Source organism: Nonomuraea sp. NPDC049649, from assembly GCF_040675175.1.
In the GTDB taxonomy this organism is placed as follows: Bacteria; Actinomycetota; Actinomycetes; order Streptosporangiales; family Streptosporangiaceae; genus Nonomuraea.
In genome coordinates, this window is record NZ_JBFAOH010000014.1 from 75,797 (window position 1) to 94,047 (window position 18,251).

General features: G+C 71.3%; 15 protein-coding genes. 10 read left to right on the top strand and 5 right to left on the bottom strand.

Annotated features, from left to right (window positions below):
• The first annotated feature begins 37 nt into the window (after nucleotides 1–37).
• Together AB0J42_RS19835 and AB0J42_RS19840 are read left to right on the top strand one after the other, a co-directional pair.
• A complete protein-coding gene (locus AB0J42_RS19835) occupies nucleotides 38–763 on the top strand; it encodes a glycosyltransferase family 2 protein (RefSeq protein ID WP_364296330.1) in 726 nt (241 codons plus the stop codon).
• A 30-nt stretch (nucleotides 764–793) separates the two neighbouring features.
• The gene (locus AB0J42_RS19840; RefSeq protein ID WP_364296332.1) at nucleotides 794–1,753 is read left to right on the top strand and encodes a 2-dehydropantoate 2-reductase N-terminal domain-containing protein; all 960 of its coding nucleotides are present in this window, start codon (nucleotides 794–796) and stop codon (nucleotides 1,751–1,753) included.
• Here the strand turns inward: AB0J42_RS19840 and AB0J42_RS19845 are convergent.
• Entirely contained in the window at nucleotides 1,719–2,081 is a 363-nt protein-coding gene (locus AB0J42_RS19845) for a DUF6886 family protein (RefSeq protein WP_364296334.1), read from the bottom strand. The two genes, AB0J42_RS19840 and AB0J42_RS19845, sit on opposite strands and share 35 nt — an antisense overlap.
• Nucleotides 2,082–2,197: 116 nt before the next feature.
• Here AB0J42_RS19845 and AB0J42_RS19850 point away from each other — a divergent pair, with 116 nt between their 5' ends.
• Both AB0J42_RS19850 and AB0J42_RS19855 read left to right on the top strand, forming a co-directional pair.
• Complete coding sequence (locus tag AB0J42_RS19850) at nucleotides 2,198–2,632, top strand: hypothetical protein (RefSeq protein ID WP_364296336.1); 435 nt, start codon at nucleotides 2,198–2,200, stop codon at nucleotides 2,630–2,632.
• Nucleotides 2,633–2,734: 102 nt separating this feature from the next.
• Entirely contained in the window at nucleotides 2,735–4,636 is a 1,902-nt protein-coding gene (locus tag AB0J42_RS19855; RefSeq protein ID WP_364296338.1) for a nitrate- and nitrite sensing domain-containing protein, read from the top strand.
• Between the two features lie 7 nt (nucleotides 4,637–4,643).
• Here AB0J42_RS19855 and AB0J42_RS19860 read toward each other — a convergent pair whose 3' ends face one another.
• Entirely contained in the window at nucleotides 4,644–5,384 is a 741-nt protein-coding gene (locus AB0J42_RS19860) for an MBL fold metallo-hydrolase (protein WP_364296340.1), read from the bottom strand.
• A 10-nt stretch (nucleotides 5,385–5,394) separates the two neighbouring features.
• On the bottom strand, nucleotides 5,395–5,583 hold the full coding sequence (locus AB0J42_RS19865; protein WP_364296342.1) for a hypothetical protein: 189 nt from the start codon (nucleotides 5,581–5,583) through the stop codon (nucleotides 5,395–5,397).
• 298 nt (nucleotides 5,584–5,881) lie between these two features.
• Between AB0J42_RS19865 and rho the strand changes: the two genes are divergently transcribed.
• From rho to AB0J42_RS19880, 3 genes are all read left to right on the top strand, one after another.
• Nucleotides 5,882–6,955 (top strand): transcription termination factor Rho, encoded by a 1,074-nt coding sequence (gene rho / locus AB0J42_RS19870; protein ID WP_364296344.1) that lies wholly within the window; start codon nucleotides 5,882–5,884, stop codon nucleotides 6,953–6,955.
• A 36-nt stretch (nucleotides 6,956–6,991) separates the two neighbouring features.
• Nucleotides 6,992–7,912 carry a putative RNA methyltransferase gene (locus AB0J42_RS19875; protein ID WP_364296346.1) on the top strand — a complete coding sequence of 307 codons (921 nt, stop codon included), beginning with the start codon at nucleotides 6,992–6,994 and terminating at the stop codon, nucleotides 7,910–7,912.
• Nucleotides 7,913–8,071: 159 nt separating this feature from the next.
• On the top strand, nucleotides 8,072–9,838 hold the full coding sequence (locus tag AB0J42_RS19880) for a prolyl oligopeptidase family serine peptidase (protein WP_364296348.1): 1,767 nt from the start codon (nucleotides 8,072–8,074) through the stop codon (nucleotides 9,836–9,838).
• Here AB0J42_RS19880 and AB0J42_RS19885 read toward each other — a convergent pair.
• On the bottom strand, nucleotides 9,835–11,322 hold the full coding sequence (locus AB0J42_RS19885; RefSeq protein WP_364296350.1) for a SpoIIE family protein phosphatase: 1,488 nt from the start codon (nucleotides 11,320–11,322) through the stop codon (nucleotides 9,835–9,837). The two genes, AB0J42_RS19880 and AB0J42_RS19885, sit on opposite strands and share 4 nt — an antisense overlap.
• Before the next feature lie 177 nt (nucleotides 11,323–11,499).
• Between AB0J42_RS19885 and AB0J42_RS19890 the strand changes: the two genes are divergently transcribed.
• The 3 genes from AB0J42_RS19890 (at nucleotide 11,500) to AB0J42_RS19900 (ending at nucleotide 16,817) form a co-directional block, all read left to right on the top strand.
• Nucleotides 11,500–15,678, top strand: coding sequence for a HAMP domain-containing protein (locus tag AB0J42_RS19890; protein WP_364296352.1), 4,179 nt, complete (start codon nucleotides 11,500–11,502; stop codon nucleotides 15,676–15,678).
• 2 nt (nucleotides 15,679–15,680) lie between these two features.
• Nucleotides 15,681–16,310: a response regulator gene (locus tag AB0J42_RS19895; RefSeq protein ID WP_364296354.1), complete on the top strand. Its 630-nt coding sequence runs from the start codon at nucleotides 15,681–15,683 to the stop codon at nucleotides 16,308–16,310.
• 87 nt (nucleotides 16,311–16,397) lie between these two features.
• Entirely contained in the window at nucleotides 16,398–16,817 is a 420-nt protein-coding gene (locus AB0J42_RS19900; protein ID WP_364296356.1) for a hypothetical protein, read from the top strand.
• Nucleotides 16,818–16,901: 84 nt separating this feature from the next.
• On the opposite strand, the gene AB0J42_RS19905 is transcribed toward AB0J42_RS19900, so the two are convergent.
• Nucleotides 16,902–18,218 carry an NYN domain-containing protein gene (locus AB0J42_RS19905; RefSeq protein WP_364296493.1) on the bottom strand — a complete coding sequence of 439 codons (1,317 nt, stop codon included), beginning with the start codon at nucleotides 18,216–18,218 and terminating at the stop codon, nucleotides 16,902–16,904.
• Between the last annotated feature and the right edge of the window lie 33 nt (nucleotides 18,219–18,251).

Consider the following 18,251-nt stretch of genomic DNA (forward strand, 5'->3'; position numbering starts at 1 on the left):
AAGTGTTCTGCATGCGCGTGGAGGGACCTTGGCCGGCATGAACGAGCAGCCCTTCCCCGCCACCGTCAGCGTCATCGTCCCGGCGCTGAACGAGGCAGAGAACCTACCACACGTGTTCGCCGCCCTCCCGGCCTGGATCGACGAGGTGATCCTGGTCGACGGCGGCTCGACCGACGGCACGGCGGCGGTCGCCCGCCGCCTGCGCCCCGGCCTGCGCGTGGTCGCCCAGACCAGGCGCGGCAAGGGCAACGCGCTGATCGAGGGCGCGGCGGCGGCCAAGGGCGACATCATCGTCATGATGGACGCCGACGGGTCCACCGACGGCCACGAGATCCGCTCGTTCGTCGCCGCGCTCACCTCCGGCGCCGACTTCGCCAAGGGCTCGCGGTACGTGCCCGGTGGCGGCTCCGACGACCTCAGCCCGCTGCGCTCGCTCGGCAACCGCGCGCTCACGGGCCTGACCAACCTGCTGTACGGGACGCGCTACACCGATCTGTGCTACGGCTACAACGCCTTCTGGGCACGCCATCTGGACGCGCTCGCCCTCGACTGCGACGGCTTCGAGATCGAGACCCTGATGAACATCCGCGCCGTCAAGGCCGGGCTGGTCGTCCGGGAGGTGCCCAGTCACGAGCGCTGCCGCGTCCACGGCGAGAGCAACCTGCACGCGCTGCGCGACGGCTGGCGTGTGCTGAAGACCATCATCCGGGAGCGATTTCGCGCCTCTTCCGTCCCCAGGGCCCAAGTGGCGCTCGCCAAATGAAAGGTGACACCCCTTAAGATGCGATATATCGTGATCGGCGCAGGAGCGGTAGGCGGCACCATCGGGGCCCGGCTGCACCAGGGCGGCCACGACGTGCTGCTGGTCGCCCGCGGAGCCCACTACGAGACGCTGCGCGAGCGCGGCCTGCGCCTGATCACCCCCGGCCGCGACCAGACCCTCCGCGTCCCCGTGACCGACCGGCCGGTGCCGGTCCGCGACGGCGACGTGCTGATCCTGGCCACCAAGTCGCAGGACACGGTGACCGCGCTCGACCCGTGGCCGCGCCACCTGCCCGTGGTCTGCGCGCAGAACGGCGTGGCCAACGAGCGGACCGCGCTGCGCCGGTTCGAGCAGGTCTACGGCATGTGCGTGTGGCTGCCCGCCCTCCACACCGAGCCGGGCGTCGTGGCCGCCTACGGCTGGCCGCGCTCGGGGCTGCTGCACGTCGGCCGCTACCCGTCGGGCTCCGACGAGCTGGCCAAGCAGCTCGCCACCGACCTCGACCGCAGCCGGCTCGTCGGGGTGACCTCCCCCGAGGTCATGCGGTGGAAGTACGGCAAGCTGCTGACCAACCTGGCCAACGCCGTCGAGGCGCTGTGCGGGCCCGACCCCGCCGCCCGTCCGATCCTGGACAAGGTCAGAGACGAGGGCGCCGGGGTGCTGGAGGCCGCCGGCATCCCGTACTCGACCCAGAAAGAGGAGCGCGCGCAGCGCGACGGGCGGGTCGACATGCGCGCGATCGGCGGCGCGGCGCGCAGCGGCGGCTCGTCCTGGCAGAGCCTGGCCAGGGGCTCGGGCTCGATCGAGGCCGACTACCTGAACGGCGAGATCGTCCTGCTGGGCCGCGAGCTGGGCATCCCGACCCCGGTCAACGAGGTGCTGCGGCGCGAGGCCAACCGGTTCGCCCGCGAGCGGCGCCGGCCCGGGTCGATGACGGCCGAGGAGCTGATCGGGCTCATCGGCGAGCGTTCCGCAGCCGGATTCCGCTGAACTCCAGGCTGCTCGCGATCACCTCGTCCCAGAACGGCCAGAGGCTGCTGAGCAGCCGGAGCTGAATGCCCGCCCGCTCGTGCAGCTCGACCAGGTCGCCCACCGGCTCGGGCGGTCCGAGGGGCGTCACCGGCTCCGTCGACACCATCGCGTGCGGCGGGTCGCCGATGGGGACGAAACCGTCGGCGGGCAGCCGGTAGGCGTAGAGCTCGGCCTCCAGCATCGGCTTGAGCCAGGCGTACTCGATGGCGTGCACCCGGTCGCCGCAGCCCGCGCCGATGATCCGCCGGGCGTCCTCGTCGGTGGTCTCGGGGCCCTTCCAGGCCATCGCGCGGGGGCAGTCGCACCTCGCCCGGACCTGGTCTCATCCCTCGATCCTGGCGCATATCCCCACCCCTGCGGGGCAGGTGGACGTCCCTTCTGAACGACAAGGGGTGAGTGCGGATGATCTTCCTGGGTCTGTTACTGGTGATCCTCGGGGCCGGTGCGGCCATTCTGGTCTTCACCGAAGAGGGCACCGGCTATGACGTGTTCGGCTACACCTTCCAGCCGGACCACATCGAGATGTTCCTGGCCGGCGCCGCCGCGTCGGCCACGCTGCTGCTGGGGCTCTGGCTCATCACGCTCGGCTCGCGCCGGGCGGCCAGGCAGCGCCGCGCGCTCCGGGGCGCCAGGGCCGACGCCTCCCACCGGGTCGCCGAGCTGGAGAAGGAGAAGCGCCGGCTCCAGGAGAAGCTGGACAAGGAGCAGGAGACCAGCCGGCGCGCCGCGGTGGACGAGCCGACCGAGCGGCGCACCGCGGACCGGCGCGCGGCCACCGCGGCGAACCCGGGCGACGACCGGCTCGTCGCGGGCCGCGCCGAGGAAACCAGGCGGTGACGGCCGCGGGCGCGGGGGCGCCGAGCCCTCGCGCCGCCGCATGACCTTCTCTCGCGTTGGGGTGTAATCTGCGAGGCGCCTGCACATGCCTCCGGAGGTCGCATGCCCCCCACACGTGGCCGTCCCATCGCGATCAAGCTGCTCATCCTCCTGCTCGTCCCGCTGACCTCCCTGGTCGGTCTCTGGGCGTTCGCCGCGGCTCTGACGGCGGGCGACGGCCTCCGGATGCTGGAGACGGACGAGCTGGTCACCAACCTGGCCGAGCCGTCCGCCGAGCTGACGACCCAGCTGCAGAACGAGCGGCTGTCCTCGATCACGTACATCCTGGCCAAGCGCAACCCGGAGACAGTGGAGATCCAGCGCAGCCTGACCGACACGGCGGCCAGAAAGCTGCGCGAGCTCGCCGCCCAGCAGGGCGACCTCACCCCTGCGATGAACGCGCAGCTCGGCACGTTGTTCCGGCAGCTCGACCGGCTCCCCCACATCCGGCGTGACGTCGACGGGCCCAACCCGACGCCGCTCGACATGATCAACGGCTACAACCAGATCGTCGACGCCTCCTTCCGCCTGTACGACGCCATGATCCTGGTGCCCGACCTGTCCCTCTACCGCAACGCGCGGGCGCTGGCCATGCTGAACGAGGCCAAGGAGATGCTCTCCCGCGAGCGCGCCATGATCTCCGTGGTGCTGAGCCGGGGCCGGGTGTCCAACGCGGAGCGCGAGGCGTTCGCCGAGTGGGCGGCCACCCGGCGGCTGCTCTACTCGCAGTCGCTGACGCAGCTCGACGGCGGGCTGCGCGGGCCCTACCTGGAGCTGGTCAGCTCCCCGCGCTACCAGCAGTTCCTGGCGACGGAGGACGCGCTGCGGAGCCAGTCGGTCGTCCGCCGCCTGCCGAAGGACGCGTCCACCTGGCCGGTCGAGGCCGCCAACCTGTGGAGGGCCGTCGAGGAGCACCAGCGCACCACCCTCGCCGCGTACGCCCAGCGGGTGGCCCCGACGGCTACCGGCATCCTGGCGAAGATCGGCGTCGCGGGCGGGGTCGGCCTGATCGCGGTGCTCGCCTCGATCCTGCTGTCGCTCCGTTTCCGCCGGCGGCTCGTACGTGAGCTCGCCGGGCTGCGCGACGCCGCCACCCATCTGGCCACGGTGCGCCTGCCCAGGCTCGTCGAGCAGCTGCGGTCCGGCGCGAAGCCTCCGGCCGGGGCCGAGGTGGAGCCGCTGGAGATCAAGGCGGAGACGTCCGAGGTGCACGACATCGTGCAGGCCTTCAACGACGTGCAGACCACGGCCGTCGACGCCGCGCTCAGCCAGGCCGGCCTGCGCCACGGCGTCAACCAGGTCTTCGTCAACCTCGCCCGCCGCAACCAGTCGCTGCTGCACCGCCAGCTCATGCAGCTCGACGGCATGCAGCGGGGCACCGAGGACCCGGTGACGCTGGAGGACCTGTTCAAGCTGGACCACCTGACCACCCGCATGCGCCGTCACGCGGAGAGCCTGATCATCCTGTCGGACCAGCAGCCGGGCCGCGGCTGGCGCAACCCGGTGCCGATCTACGACGTGCTGCGGGCGGCCGTGGCCGAGGTGGAGGAGTACCAGCGGGTCGAGGTGCTGCAGCCGCCGCCGGTCTCGCTCGTGGGCTCGGCCGTGACCGACGTGGCCCACCTGATGGCCGAGCTGGTCGAGAACGCGACGCTGTTCTCGCCGCCGCGCACCCGCGTCGACCTGCGCACCACCGCGACCCCCCACGGCCTGACGGTCGAGGTGGAGGACCGCGGGCTCGGCCTGCCCCGCGAGGAGCTCGACCAGCTCAACGCGCGGCTGGCGGAGAAGCCGGAGTTCGACCTGGCGCAGAGCGACCGGCTGGGGCTGTTCGTGGTCGGCCGGCTGGCCTTCCGCCACGGCATCAAGGTGGCGCTGGCGCCCTCGCCGTACGGGGGCCTGACGGCGAGGGTGATGCTGCCTTCCAGCCTGCTGGCCGAGCAGCCCGCGCTGGCCGGCCGCTGACAGAGGGTCAGAGCCGGACGAACGGCTCGGCGAAGTGGGCCGTGGCCAGCAGCGCGCGCTCGGCCCGCAGCCCGGCCAGCACCTCGGCCCGGGTGGCGGCGGCGCGCTCCTGGTCGTCGTCGTAGACGTAGCGCACGGACGGGTCGGCGAGCTGCGCCGGGTGGAGCACCAGGTCGCCGGTGATCGCCAGGTCGCCGACGCGGGCGATCTGGTGGCCGGGCGTGTGGCCCGGGGTCAGGTGGACGTGCAGGCCGGGCGCGACCTCGGCGTCCCCGTCGACCACCTGAAGCTGGCCCTTGATCACATTGAGCACCTGGTCGGCCATGGCGCCTGCGGCGGTGTCCAGCTCGGCCCGCTGGATCACGTGGCGGGCGTTCTCGAACACCGGCCGGCCGTCCGTCACGGTGCCGCTCGCGTGGTCGCTGTGCAGGTGGGTGAGGATCACGGTGCCGATGTCGGCGGGCGCGACGCCCGCGGCGGCGAGTTCCCCGGTCAGCGCGCCGGGGACCGGCGCCCAGAGGGACGCCGGTGAGTCGGTGCCGCCGATCCCGGTGTCGACCAGGGTCAGGCGGCCTGCGCTGTCGCGGAGCAGGTAGCAGTGGAAGTGCAGGATCCACGGCTCTTCCGGGAGGCCGGCTCCCGGGAACGTCTCGGCGAGCGGGCGTCGGATCGCCTCGCCCATCGGGCCTACGGCGTCGCAGAGAGGGGTGACCTCGACGCCTGCCACGTGCTGCGGTCTGTGGGGCATGCGCCCCAGGCTAGGCGGCCACGGGCTCCCCCGGCACGAACTCGTTCTCCAGATCGGCCGCGAAGACCGCGCGCCGGCAGGTGGCGCACCGGTACATGATCGGGCCTTCGTCCAGCTCGTTGTGGCACCGTGGGCAGCGGGTGCTGGTCATGTCGTCCCCCAAGGGTTTCGTCTGCTCGTTATGGAACCTCGCCGTCATTGCAAAGGTCCTTCAGGGCGCTTGCGGTCACCAGGTCCGGGCCGGACAGGAAGGCGAGAAGAACATTGTTACGTTCCGCCTCGCCTCACGCGCGCGAAGACACGAGAATGCCCCGGGAATAGCCCGAGAGGGCTAGGCGTTCCATGACCAGCGACGTGTGATACGTTGCCGGTGGCGTCGAGCTTCAGCTCCGCCGCTCTTCCTTCCGGGTGTTCCCTCCTCTCCGTGCGGGCCCGGGTTTCCTTTTCCACACGCGCCGGTGTGCTTCCCACCGGTAATGCCCTCAAAGGGGTTCATCATGTCTGTTCACGTCACCAGCGGGCTGCTGGACGTGCGGGACAAGTCCGCTTTTCTCCGTACGAATCATCTGCCTTCATCCGCTGACCTGCGGCTCAGCGCCGACCGGGTGAGGCGGTACGGGCTCCGGCCCGGCGACCATGTGACCGCCACGTCCGACCGCGGCAAGCTCGTCGGGGTCGAGGCCGTCAACGGCGAGAGCCGCTGGCAGGACCGGCCGCGCTTCGCCGACCTGACGCCGGTGCATCCCGACGAACGCCTCCGCCTGGAGACCGAGTCGCTCAGCACCCGCGTCATCGACCTGTTCGCGCCCATCGGCAAGGGCCAGCGCGGCCTCATCGTGGCGCCGCCCAAGGCGGGCAAGACCATGGTCCTGCAGGCCCTGGCCGCCGCCGTCACCCGCAACCACCCCGAGGCGCACCTCATGGTCCTCCTGGTCGGCGAGCGGCCGGAGGAGGTCACCGAGATGCGCGCCGGCATCCAGGGCGAGATCTTCGCCTCCACCTTCGACCATCCCGACCGCGACCACACCGCCATCGCCGAGCTCGCCGTCGAGCGCGCCAAGCGCCTGGTCGAGCAGGGCCGCGACGTCGTCCTGCTGCTCGACTCGCTGACCCGGCTGGCTCGCGCGTACAACAACACCGCCCCCGCCAACGGCAAGACGCTCAGCGGCGGCCTCGACGCCGCCGCGCTCCACCCGCCCAAGCGCTTCTTCGGCGCCGCGCGCAACGTGGCCGGCGGCGGCTCCCTCACGATCCTCGCCACCGCTCTGGTCGACACCGGCTCGCGCCTGGACAACAGCCTGTACGAGGAGTTCAAGGGCACCGGCAACATGGAGCTGCACCTGGTGCGCGACCTGGCCGAGCGCCGCGTGTTCCCGGCCGTCGACCTGGACGCCTCCGGCACCCGCCGCGAGGAGATCCTGCTGCCCGACCAGGAGCGGCGGATCGTCTGGCGGCTGCGCCGCTCGCTGACCGGCCTGGACCGCCACCAGGGCATGGAGCTGCTGGTCGGCAAGCTCAAGGAGACCGCCTCCAACGCCGACTTCCTGGTCCGGGCCGCCGCCACCACGTGACGCGGCGCCTCCTCCGATCGACGGGAGAATGGCGGCATGCTGGCCGACATCGTCGAACACCTCGCCTGCCCGGTCTGCGAGCAGCCGCTCCGGCTCGATCCCGGAGCGCTCCGCTGCCCCCGGGGCCACTCCTTCGACGTGGCCAGGCAGGGGTATGTGAGCCTGCTCGTCGGCTCACGCCCGCCCGGTACGGCCGACAGCGCGGAGATGGTGGCGGCCCGGGCCGCTTTCCTGTCCGCGGGCCACTACGCGCCGCTGGAGAGCGTCCTGGCGGAGGCGGTCCTGGCGAGCCATACTGAATCGTTTTCACAGTCGCCTGACGGGGCGGGCCGGAGGGCGTACGGTGGTCCTGATCGCGGGGCCGGGCCGGTCATCGTCGACGCCGGCGCCGGCACGGGTCACTACTCGGCGGCCGTGCTCGACGCGGCCGGGCGCGGCGTGGGGCTGGCCTTCGACGTGTCCAAGCACGCCGTGCGGCGGGCCGCGCGGGCGCATCCCCGGCTGGGGGCGTTCGTGGCCGACGTGTGGCGGCGCCTGCCCATCAGGGACGGGGTCGCCGACGTGGTGATGAACGTGTTCGCGCCCCGGAACGGGCCCGAGTTCCGGCGGATCCTGCGGCCCGGCGGGCGGGTCGTCGTGGTGACGCCCGCGCCCGGTCATCTGAGCCCGCTGGTGGAGGAGCTGGGGCTGTTGTCAGTCGACGCCGACAAGGACCGGCGGGTGGCGCGGAGCCTCGACGGGTTCGCCGAGGTGGAGCGGCGGGTGGTCGCGTTCGGGCTGACGCTCGGGAAGGACGAGGTGCGGGCCGTGGTGGGGATGGGGCCGAGCGCCTGGCACCTGGGCGCGGAGGAGCTGGACGAGGGGATGGCGCGGGTTTTCCCGGAAGGGCGGGAAAAGGTGACGGCGAGGGCGGAGTTTCACCTATCTACCTTCGAAGCGACATCTAACGCAAGGTAGCCAGCTTGACGGATATATGAGACTGGTGTTGCTGATGGGGTGTTTAGTCCCAAATTCCCCCACATTTTCGGAGTATTTCCGCGACGCAGGCGTAATACTGGACGGCAACCCGCCGCCGAGGAGAACGGCGAGGGGCGCCCACGGAGGGGAGCGCGGCGGATGAAGGCCGAGGAACGCTGGCAGGCCAGGTTCCGCGCGTCGCGTATGTCGCTGCCCTCCTACGCCCAGCTCGCCCCCAACCGCTCCATCTACCTCTCCAACGCCACCGGCACGTGGGAGGTCTACGCCTGGGACCGCGCGAACGGCGCCACCCGCCAGGTGACCGACCGCCCCTGGGGCACGGCCCACGCCGCGATCGACCCCACCGGCCGCTGGATCTACTGGTTCGCCGACACCGGCGGCGACGGCGAAGGCACGTGGCTGCGCCAGCCCTTCGGCGGCGGCCCCGACGAGCCGGTCGCGCCCGAGCTGCCGCCCGGCCAGACGGCCGGCATCGCCCTCTCCTCCACCGGCCCGGCCGCGATCAGCCTGGCCGGCGAGGGCGCCTTCCGCGTCCACCTGGTGCGCGACGGCGAGCCCGCCCGGCTGCTGTACGAGCACCCCGAGGCGGCCTGGGCGGGCGGCATCTCGATGGACGGCGAGCTGATCGCGATCAACCACGGCGAGTACGGCGGCTTCCGCCACCCCGCGCTCCGCGTCGTCCGCCAGTCCGGCGCCGTGGTCGGCGAACTGCACGACGGCCACGGACAGGGCGTGGTCGGGCTCGGCTTCGCCCCCGTCCCGGGCGACTCCCGGCTGCTCGTCCTGCACGAGCGCCGCCGCCGCGGCGAGCCGCTGGTCTGGGACCCGGTGTCGGGGGCGCGGCGGGAGATCTGGCTCAAGGACGAGGGCGAGATGACGGCCGAGTGGTACCACGACGGCCGCGCCCTGCTGATCCACCGCGGCCACCGGGCCCGCAGCCACCTCTACCGCTACGACCTGGCGGGCGGCGGGCTCACCCGTATCGAGACCCCGCACGGCGTCATCGAGGAGGCGCGCCCGCGCCCCGGCGGTCACGTGGAGTACTCCTGGTCGAGCGCGTCCCGCCCGCCGGTCATCCGCTCCACCAACGGCCAGGTCGTGCTCAACGCCGGCGGCCCGGCCGCCCCGCCGAGCGTCCCCGTGGAGGACCTCGACGTCGAGGGCCCGGGCGGGCGCATCCACGCCCTGATCTCCAGGCCGGAGAACGGCGGCGCCCCGTACCCGGCGGTGTTCCTCCTGCACCGCGGCCCCGCGAGCCACGACCGGGACGCCTTCTCCCCCGAGGTGGCGGCCTGGGTGGACGCCGGCTTCGCGGTGGTCCGGGTCAACTATCGCGGCTCGACCGGCTACGGCACGGCCTGGCGCGACGCGCTGCACGGCGACGTCGGCCAGATCGAGCTGTCCGACGTGACCGCGGTGCGCTCGGCCGTCATCGACGCCGGCATCGCCGACCCCGACCGGCTCGTGCTGGCGGGCACCGCCTGGGGCGGCTACCTCACGCTGCTCGGTCTCGGCACGCAGCCCGGGCTCTGGGCCGCCGGCATCGCCGCCGTCCCCATCGCCTGCCACCGGACCTCGTACGAGGACGAGAACGAGAGCCTGCGCGCCTACCACCGCGCCCTGCTCGGCGGCTCACCCGAGGAGCAGCCGGACCGGTACGCGGCCGGCTCCCCCATCACCTACGTCGACCAGGTCAAGAGCCCGGTGCTGATCCTGGCCGCCGAGAACGACACGCGCTGCCCGCCGCGCCAGATCCGCAAGTACGTGGCCCTGCTCGCCGAGCGCGGCTGCGAGCATGAGGTCTATACGTACGACGCCGTACAGGGGAACCTCGTGGTCGCCGAGCGGATCGCGCAGACGGCGCTGCAGCTGGAGTTCGCCCGCAAGCACGTGAACCGGCGCTAGCGGGCGCGCAGCACCAGGATCGCCAGGTCGTCCGCGCTGGGCTCGGTGGCGAACTCGGCGGCGCCCCGGCGGATGCGCTCCGCGACGGCCCGGGCCGACAGCCCGGCGCACTCGGCGAGCATCTTGGCCAGGCCGCCGTCGTCGTCGAGCAGCCGGCCGCCCGCGCGGCGCTCGGTGACGCCGTCGGTGACCGCCAGCAGCACGTCGCCGGGGTCGAGATGGATGGTGTCGGCCTCGAAGACGACCTCGGGGAAGACGCCCAGCAGCGACTGCGGGGTGGTGACCGGCTCCACGACCCCGCTGGACTTCAGCCGCAGCGCCTCGGGGTGCCCGGCCGAGACCAGGCGGATCTCCAGCCCGTCGTCGGCCGGCGTGATGTCGCCGTGGAGCAGGGTGAGGAACCGGGCGCGCTCCCCCTCTTCGAGGATGGCCTGGTTGAGCCGGCCGAGCACGGCCGCGACCCCGTACCCCTCGCGGGCGAGCAGGCGGAGGGTGTGGCGCGCCAGGCCGGTGACGGCGGCGGCCTCGGGGCCGGTGCCGCAGACGTCGCCGATCGCGAACCGCCACGAGTCGTCGCCGGCCTTGAACAGGTCGTAGAAGTCGCCGCCCACCTCGTTGGCCTCGCCGGCGGGCTCGTACACCACGCCGTAGTCGAGGCCGGGCACCTCGGGCTCGCTGGGCGGCAGGAGGCTGCGCTGCAGGGCGCGGTTGGCGGCGGCCTGCTGGGCGTAGAGGCGGGCGTTGTCGGCGGCGAGCGCGGCGCGCCTGCCGATGTCCTCGGCGAACTGGATGACGTCGTCGGGGAACCGGTCGGGCCGCCCCAGGCACATCACGCCGAGCCCCCGGCCGCGGGCCGTGAGCGGGACCGCGAGCACCTCGTTGTCGCCCAGGTGGAAGGTGGAGCTCATGCCGGTGCCGACGGCTTCGAGGTCCAGCTCGGCGAGCTGCTCGCGCAGCCCGTCTATCCGGGCCTCGTCGGCGTGCCACAGGTAGACGAGGCGGAGCGGCGAGGCGGCGGTGTCGGCCGTGTAGACGGCGCACCAGTGGCTCAGCCGCGGCACCACGATCTGGGCGATGATGGCGGGCACCATGTCGGGGTCGAGGGTGCCCGCGAGCAGGTCGCTGGCGTCGGCGAGGAACCCGAGCCAGTGCGGCCCGCGCCCGCTCTGCTGCCACTCGACGGCTCCCGAGCTGTCGTGCGCGCCGGGTAGCGTGAGTCTGGCCCAATGGACACGGGAATCACCCGAGAAGGTGATCCCCCACTCCTCGACGTGCACGGAGGGAGCCTTCTGATCGCCCTGTGACGTGTTCCGCTGCTTCACTTCGACCTGGACGGACCCGCCCAGGTGGCGCCAGAGCATCTCGAAGGGCTCGTCGATGACCTGCCCCGCGAGATCCCCGGCGACCTGCTCGGCGATGGGGAGCACGCCTCCGCTGGCCCACGCGGTCATCACCTCGCGCGTGAACCTCATCGCGTCGGTCACAGCCGACTCGCCGGCCGCGAACGTCGCAGCTAGCACCGCATGGGGAGAAGCAGTCATCCTCACGTGCTTACCACACTTCCCGCTGACTTGGGGTAAATCCAAGGACAGGACTACGAGCTACACATCGTGAAAGACTTGAATCACTCGCCGGAGTCACCCGCGAGTGAAGGAGGCCCCATGACCACGGCCAAGGCCGCGACAAGTCCTGAGGAGAGGACATATACCGAGTCCGATCTCGTCCCGATCCTGGAGACCTTGTACTCCTGGCGTGACGGCGATTTCCGGCGCCGGGTCCCGCACTCGGCTCCGGGCATCCTCAGCGAGGTGCGGCTGCTTCTCAACGAAGTGGCCGACCGTCGCGAGCACCTCTCGAACGAGCTCACCCGGGTGCGCAAGGAAGTGGTCAAGGAAGGCCGGTTCGGTGAGCGGCTGACGCCGGGCCCGGGGGTCGGGGCCTGGGCGGAGAGCGTGGAGTCGGTCAACATGCTGATCGACGCGCTGGTGAGCCCGGTGACGGGGGCGGCCGACGTCATCGACGCCGTCGCCAAGGGTGACTTGTCACGGCGGATCGACCTCGACCGCTCGGCCCGGGGCGAGGTGCGCCGGCTGGGCAAGGCGATCAACGGCATGGTCGACCAGCTCGCGCTGTTCAACTCCGAGGTGACCCGGGTGGCCAGGGAGGCCGGCACCGAGGGCCGGCTGGGCGGCAGCGCCAACCTGCGCGGCATGTCCGGCAGCTGGCGCGACCTCACCGAGGCGGTCAACACCATGTCGTCGCGGGTGGCGGCGCAGGTGCGCGACATCGCCGTGGTGACCACCGCGGTCGCCAAGGGCGACCTGAGCCGCAAGGTGACGGTCGACGCGGTGGGCGAGATGTTCGAGCTGAAGAACACCGTCAACACGATGGTCGACCAGCTCTCGGCGTTCGCCGAGGAGGTCACCCGGGTGGCCCGCGAGGTCGGCACCGAGGGCCAGCTCGGCGGGCAGGCCCAGGTGACGGGCGTGTCGGGCGTCTGGAAGGACCTCACCGACAACGTCAACTTCATGGCCAACAACCTGACCTCGCAGGTGCGCAGCATCGCCACCGTGGCGACGGCGGTGGCCCAGGGCAACCTGTCCAAGAAGATCACCGTCGACGCCCAGGGCGAGATCCTGCAGCTCAAGGACACCCTCAACACCATGGTCGACCAGCTCTCGTCCTTCGCCGACGAGGTCACCCGCGTCGCCCGCGAAGTGGGCACCGAGGGCAAGCTGGGCGGCCGGGCCGAGGTGAAGGGCGTGTCCGGGGTCTGGAAGGACCTCACCGACAACGTCAACTCCATGGCGCGGAACCTCACGTACCAGGTCCGCAACATCGCGCAGGTGACGACCGCGGTCGCCAACGGCGACCTCACCCGCAAGATCGACGTCGACGCGCAGGGCGAGATCCTGGAGCTCAAGTCGACCATGAACACGATGGTCGACCAGCTGTCCTCGTTCGCCTCCGAGGTCACCCGGGTGGCCCGCGAGGTCGGCACCGAGGGCCAGCTCGGCGGCCAGGCCCAGGTGCGGGGCGTGTCCGGGGTCTGGAAGGACCTCACCGACAACGTCAACTCGATGGCGAACAACCTGACCTCGCAGGTGCGCCAGATCGCCGCGGTCTCGTCGGCGGTGGCCCAGGGCAACCTGTCCAAGAAGATCACCGTCGACGCCCAGGGCGAGATCCTGCAGCTCAAGGACACCCTCAACACCATGGTCGACCAGCTCTCGTCCTTCGCCGACGAGGTCACCCGCGTCGCCCGCGAGGTCGGCACCGAGGGCAAGCTGGGCGGTCAGGCCCGGGTGGGAGGCGTGTCGGGCGTCTGGAAGGACCTCACCGACAACGTCAACTTCATGGCCAACAACCTGACCTCGCAGGTGCGTAACATCGCCGAGGTCACCACCGCGGTCGCCAACGGCGACCTCACCCGCAAGATCGACGTCACCGCCCAGGGCGAGATCCTCGCCCTGAAGACCACCATCAACCGGATGGTCGACCAGCTCTCCTCGTTCGCCTCCGAGGTCACCCGCGTCGCCCGCGAGGTCGGCTCCGAAGGCCAGCTCGGCGGCCAGGCCCGGGTCGAAGGCGTCGAGGGCACGTGGAAGCGGCTCACCGAGAGCGTCAACGAGCTGGCCGGCAACCTGACCACGCAGGTGCGCGCCATCGCCGCCGTCACCAGCGGCGTGGCCCGCGGCGACCTGACCCGCTCCATCGCCGTGGAGGCGCAGGGCGAGCTGGCGGAGCTGAAGGACAACATCAACTCGATGGTGGCCAACCTCCGCGAGACCACCCAGGCCAACCAGGAGCAAGACTGGCTCAAGTCCAACCTGGCCCGCATCTCCCGGCTCATGCAGGGCCACCGCGACCTGTTCGAGGTGGCCAAGCTGACGATGAGCGAGCTGACGCCGCTCGTGTCGGCGCGCTACGGCGCCTTCTACTCGGTCGATCCGGAGAACGAGCGCCAGCTGCTGCTGATCGGCGGCTACGGCGTGCGGCCCGACCGTGGGCCGCGGACGCGGTTCTCGTTCGGCGAGGGCATCGTCGGCCAGGCCGCGGCCGAGGGCCGCCACATCGTCCTCGACGACGTGCCGCCGAAGTTCATCACCATCGACAGCGGGCTCAGCCAGTCGACGCCCGCGCAGATCGTGGTGCTGCCGATCCTGTTCGAGAACCGCGTGCTCGGCGTGCTGGAGCTGGCCTCCTTCAGCCCGTTCGGCGAAGTCCACCTCGACTTCCTGACGCAGCTGGTGGAGAACATCGGCGTCACCATGAACACGATCATCGCCAACTCCCGCACCGAGGACCTGCTGACCGAGTCCCAGCGGCTCACCCGCGAGCTGCAGGAGCGCTCCGACGAGCTGCAGCGCCAGCAGGAGGAGCTGCGCCGGTCCAACGCCGAGCTGGAGGACAAGGCGGCCCTGCTGGCCAAGCAGAACCGCGCCATCGAGATCCAGAACTTCCAGATCGAGCAGGCCCGCCGCACGCTGGAGGAGCGCGCCGAGCAGCTCGCCGTCTCCTCCCGCTACAAGAACGAGTTCCTCGCGAACATGTCGCACGAGCTGCGCACGCCGCTCAACAGCCTGCTCGTGCTGGCCAAGCTGCTGACCGAGAACAACGAGGGCAACCTCACGGCGCAGCAGGTCGAGTTCGCCCGCACCATCCACGGCGCCGGTTCGGCGCTGCTCCAGCTCATCAACGACATGCTCGACCTGTCCAAGGTCGAGGCGGGCCGGATGGACATCCACCCGGCCCAGGTGTCGCTGCCCAAGATGATCGACCTGCTGGAGGCCGCGTTCGGGCCGCTGGCGGCCGACAAGGGGCTGGAGTTCAGCGTCGAGATCGACCCCAACGTGCCGCACGAGCTCTGCGCCGACGAGCAGCGGCTCCAGCAGGTGCTGCGCAACCTGCTGTCCAACGCGGTCAAGTTCACCCCGAAGGGCGAGGTGAAGCTCCGCGTCGTGCCCGCCTCCCCCGACGTCGACTTCGACGACGACTCGCTGCGCATCGCCCACGACCTGCTCGCCTTCCAGGTGATCGACACCGGCATCGGCATCGCGCCCGACAAGCGCGACGTCATCTTCGAGGCGTTCCGGCAGGCCGACGGCACGACCAGCCGCAAGTACGGCGGCACCGGCCTGGGCCTGTCGATCTGCCGGTCCATCGCCCGCCTGCTCGGCGGCGAGATCCACGTCGAGAGCGAGGTCGGCAAGGGCAGCACGTTCACCCTCTACCTACCGGCCACCTACACCGGCCCGCTGCCCATCAGCGCCGCCGAGGGGCCGCGCAGCGGCGGGCAGCAGGTCGTGACCGCCTCGGTGGAGGAGCCGCCCGTGATCCCCGAGCCGCCGTCGTCGATGCCGCTCGACCTGCCGCTGCCCGAGCTGGTCGAGGCGCCCGTCGAGACCGGCCAGTGGCAGGGCGACGACCCGCTCAGCGACGCCAAGATCCTCATCGTCGACGACGACATCCGCAACGTCTTCGCGCTGACCAGCGTCCTGGAGCGGCACGGCGCCACGGTCGTCTACGCTGAGAACGGCCGGGAGGGGATCGAGCAGCTCGAACGGAACGAGGACGTCGCGCTCGTGCTGATGGACATCATGATGCCGGAGATGGACGGCTGGGCCACGACCTCCGCCATCCGGCGCATGCCGCAGTTCGCCGACCTGCCGATCATCGCGCTGACGGCCAAGGTCATGCGGGGCGACAGGGAGAAGAGCATCGCCTCCGGCGCCTCCGACTACGTGCCCAAGCCCGTCGACGTCGACCGGCTGCTGGAGCGGCTGCGCGGCTGGCTCAGCCGGGGCCGGGCCTCCGACTCACCAGCGGAAGGGGAGTGACGATGCCGGATCGGGCCAAGATCCTCCTCGTGGACGACCGTGAGGAGAACCTCATCGCGCTGGAGGCGATCCTCAGCTCGCTCGACCTGGTGCCGGTGCGCGCCAGATCGGGTGAGGAGGCGCTGAAGGCGCTGCTCAACACCGAGTTCGCGCTGATCCTGCTGGACGTGCGGATGCCCGGCATGGACGGCTTCGAGACCGCCGCCCACATCAAGCGCCGCGAGCGGACCCGCAACATTCCGATCATCTTCCTGACCGTGGTCGACAGCGCCCCCGACTACGCCTTCCGCGGCTACGCGGCGGGCGCCGTCGACTACCTGACCAAGCCCTTCGACCCGTGGGTGCTGCGGGCCAAGGTGTCGGTGTTCGCCGAGATCTACAACATGAACAAGCGCCTGAAGGAGCAGGCGGCGCTGCTGCGCGAACGGCTCGGCAACGAGCTGCCGCCCGAAGCCGGCGACCAGGGCGCGGTTCTTTCGGAGCTCTCCCGCCGCCTCGCCGGGGTCGAGGAGGAGCTGGCCCGCGTCCGTCAGCTCGCCCAGGAATCCAAGAACCCGACTCTGACGGCCCCCCTCACCGACCTCACCAACCGGGTCACCCAGCTCCGAGCGGGCTTCGACGCCCTGACCTGACATCCGCATTTCACGACATACTCCGGATATACCGCTCATCGTTACCGTGGCGTTCCGTCCCAAGAGATCACTGAACTTAGGAACGTCATGAGATTCACGAAGTCCGCAGCCATCGCCGCGACCGCCGGACTGGCCCTGTCGCTTCTCGGCTCGGCCCCGGCTGCGGCGGCCTCCAACTGGTCCGCCTCGGCTCCGAAGTACGCCAAGAACGTGTCCACGCGCATCCAGGCCAACACCAACCTCGGAACCCTGCAACTGCGCAAGGGCAAGTACGGCAGCGCCTCGTACGTCTGGGCGCGGATCAGCAGTCCGTCCAGCACCGCCAACAAGAACTACGACCTGCAGTTGTACGTCGGCAACTGGAGCTATACGAGCGTCGACATCAACGGCACCTCCTACACGGACGGGTACCGCCTGATCTCAGGAGAGACCTACAAGGGGTGCCTCAGGAAGAAGACCAACATACCGGGCGGCGGCTTCTACAAGTGCGTCAGCTTCAAGGCCTGACCTCGGACGGTCCCGTCGCCCGCTAGCTCCAGGGCGTCCCAGAAGCCCCTGCGCAACGCGTGGCGGACCTCGTCACCCCACCCACTAGCTCCGGGCCCGCTCCAAGGCGTCCCAGAAGCCTCTGCGGAGGGCGTGGCGGACCTCGTCGTGCAGCAGGAAGTCGATGGGCAGTGAGGAGCCCTGCAGCAGTCTGGCCTCCAGGTCGGACGGCATGCGGGGCTTGCGGGCCAGCACCGCCTCCAGCCAGAGCGCGGGCGCGTCGCGGGCGACGGACTCGCCGAAGTCGTGGCCCTCGCGGTGGGCCGCCTTGACCGCGTCGGCCAGCGTCGTCGCCCCCGAGGACGAGGTCGCGGGCTGCTGCTGCACCGGCGCGGGCTGCGGACCCGAGTAGGCCCCGGTGGGCTGGTAGGTGCCCGCGCTGGACGGGGAGGAGAACTGCCCCGTGGTGGGCGACTGCTGGGGGATGGACCCGGTCGCCGGCGCGGCCGGCTGCTGCGGCTGTGACTGCTGCGGCTGTGACTGCTGCGGCTGTGACTGCTGCGGCTGTGACTGCTGCGGCTGTGACTGCTGCGGCTGTGACTGCTGCTGGGGTTGCTGCTGCGGCTGGGCGAGCTGGTCGGAGGGGAAGGTGTACGTGGGGAGCGAGGGCGCCTGTGACTGGGCGCGCGCGGGCGGCGGGTTGGCAGGCTGGGACTGGTTGCCGGAGGAGCGCGGCGCGGCATGGCTGCCGGTGCTGGCCGGGGCCGGAGGCAGCGAGCCGGGCGCGGGCGCGGCGGGCAGCGGCGACGGCGTGGCCGCGGGCGGCAGCGAGTGGGCGCCGTGGCCGTTGCTGACGGGCTGCGGGCCGCTGTGGGACTCGGCGACCCCGCTCACCAGCGACACGTAGGAACGCAGGTTGCCGGCGCTCAGTTCTATGAGGTCGTCGCACTCCTGCCGGAGCGAGCGCGAGGCGGCCCAGCTCCCCTCCGCGGCGATGTGGACCACGGTCAGCCGGACGCCCAGGTCCTGCGCGTCGCAGATGACCTGGGTGAGGTCTTCGTCGCCGCTCACCACGACCGCGTCGCAGATGGCGTTGTTGCGGGCCAGCGTCATCAGGTCGCGGTGGACCTGGGCGTCGACGCCCTCCCGGCGGCCGGGCCGGATGCGGGACAGGCGGAGCTTGAGGCCGGGGATGTCGGCCAGCACGTCGTGGTCGGGGGTGCGGCGGCCTTCGATGGTGGCTTCGTACCAGTAGCAGCGCAGCAGCGGCAGGCCGGTGCGTTCGCGCGCCAGGCCCGAGATCAGCTGCAGCAGCCCCGGATAGTCCCAGGAGACCGACTCGCGATGACGGGTGCCATGCACCGCCATCGCGCCATCAGCCAGCAGATAGCCAGCGTCGACGAACAGCGCGCAGCGATCCACTGACACCGCCCCTTTCGTGGTGGTCCGACTTGC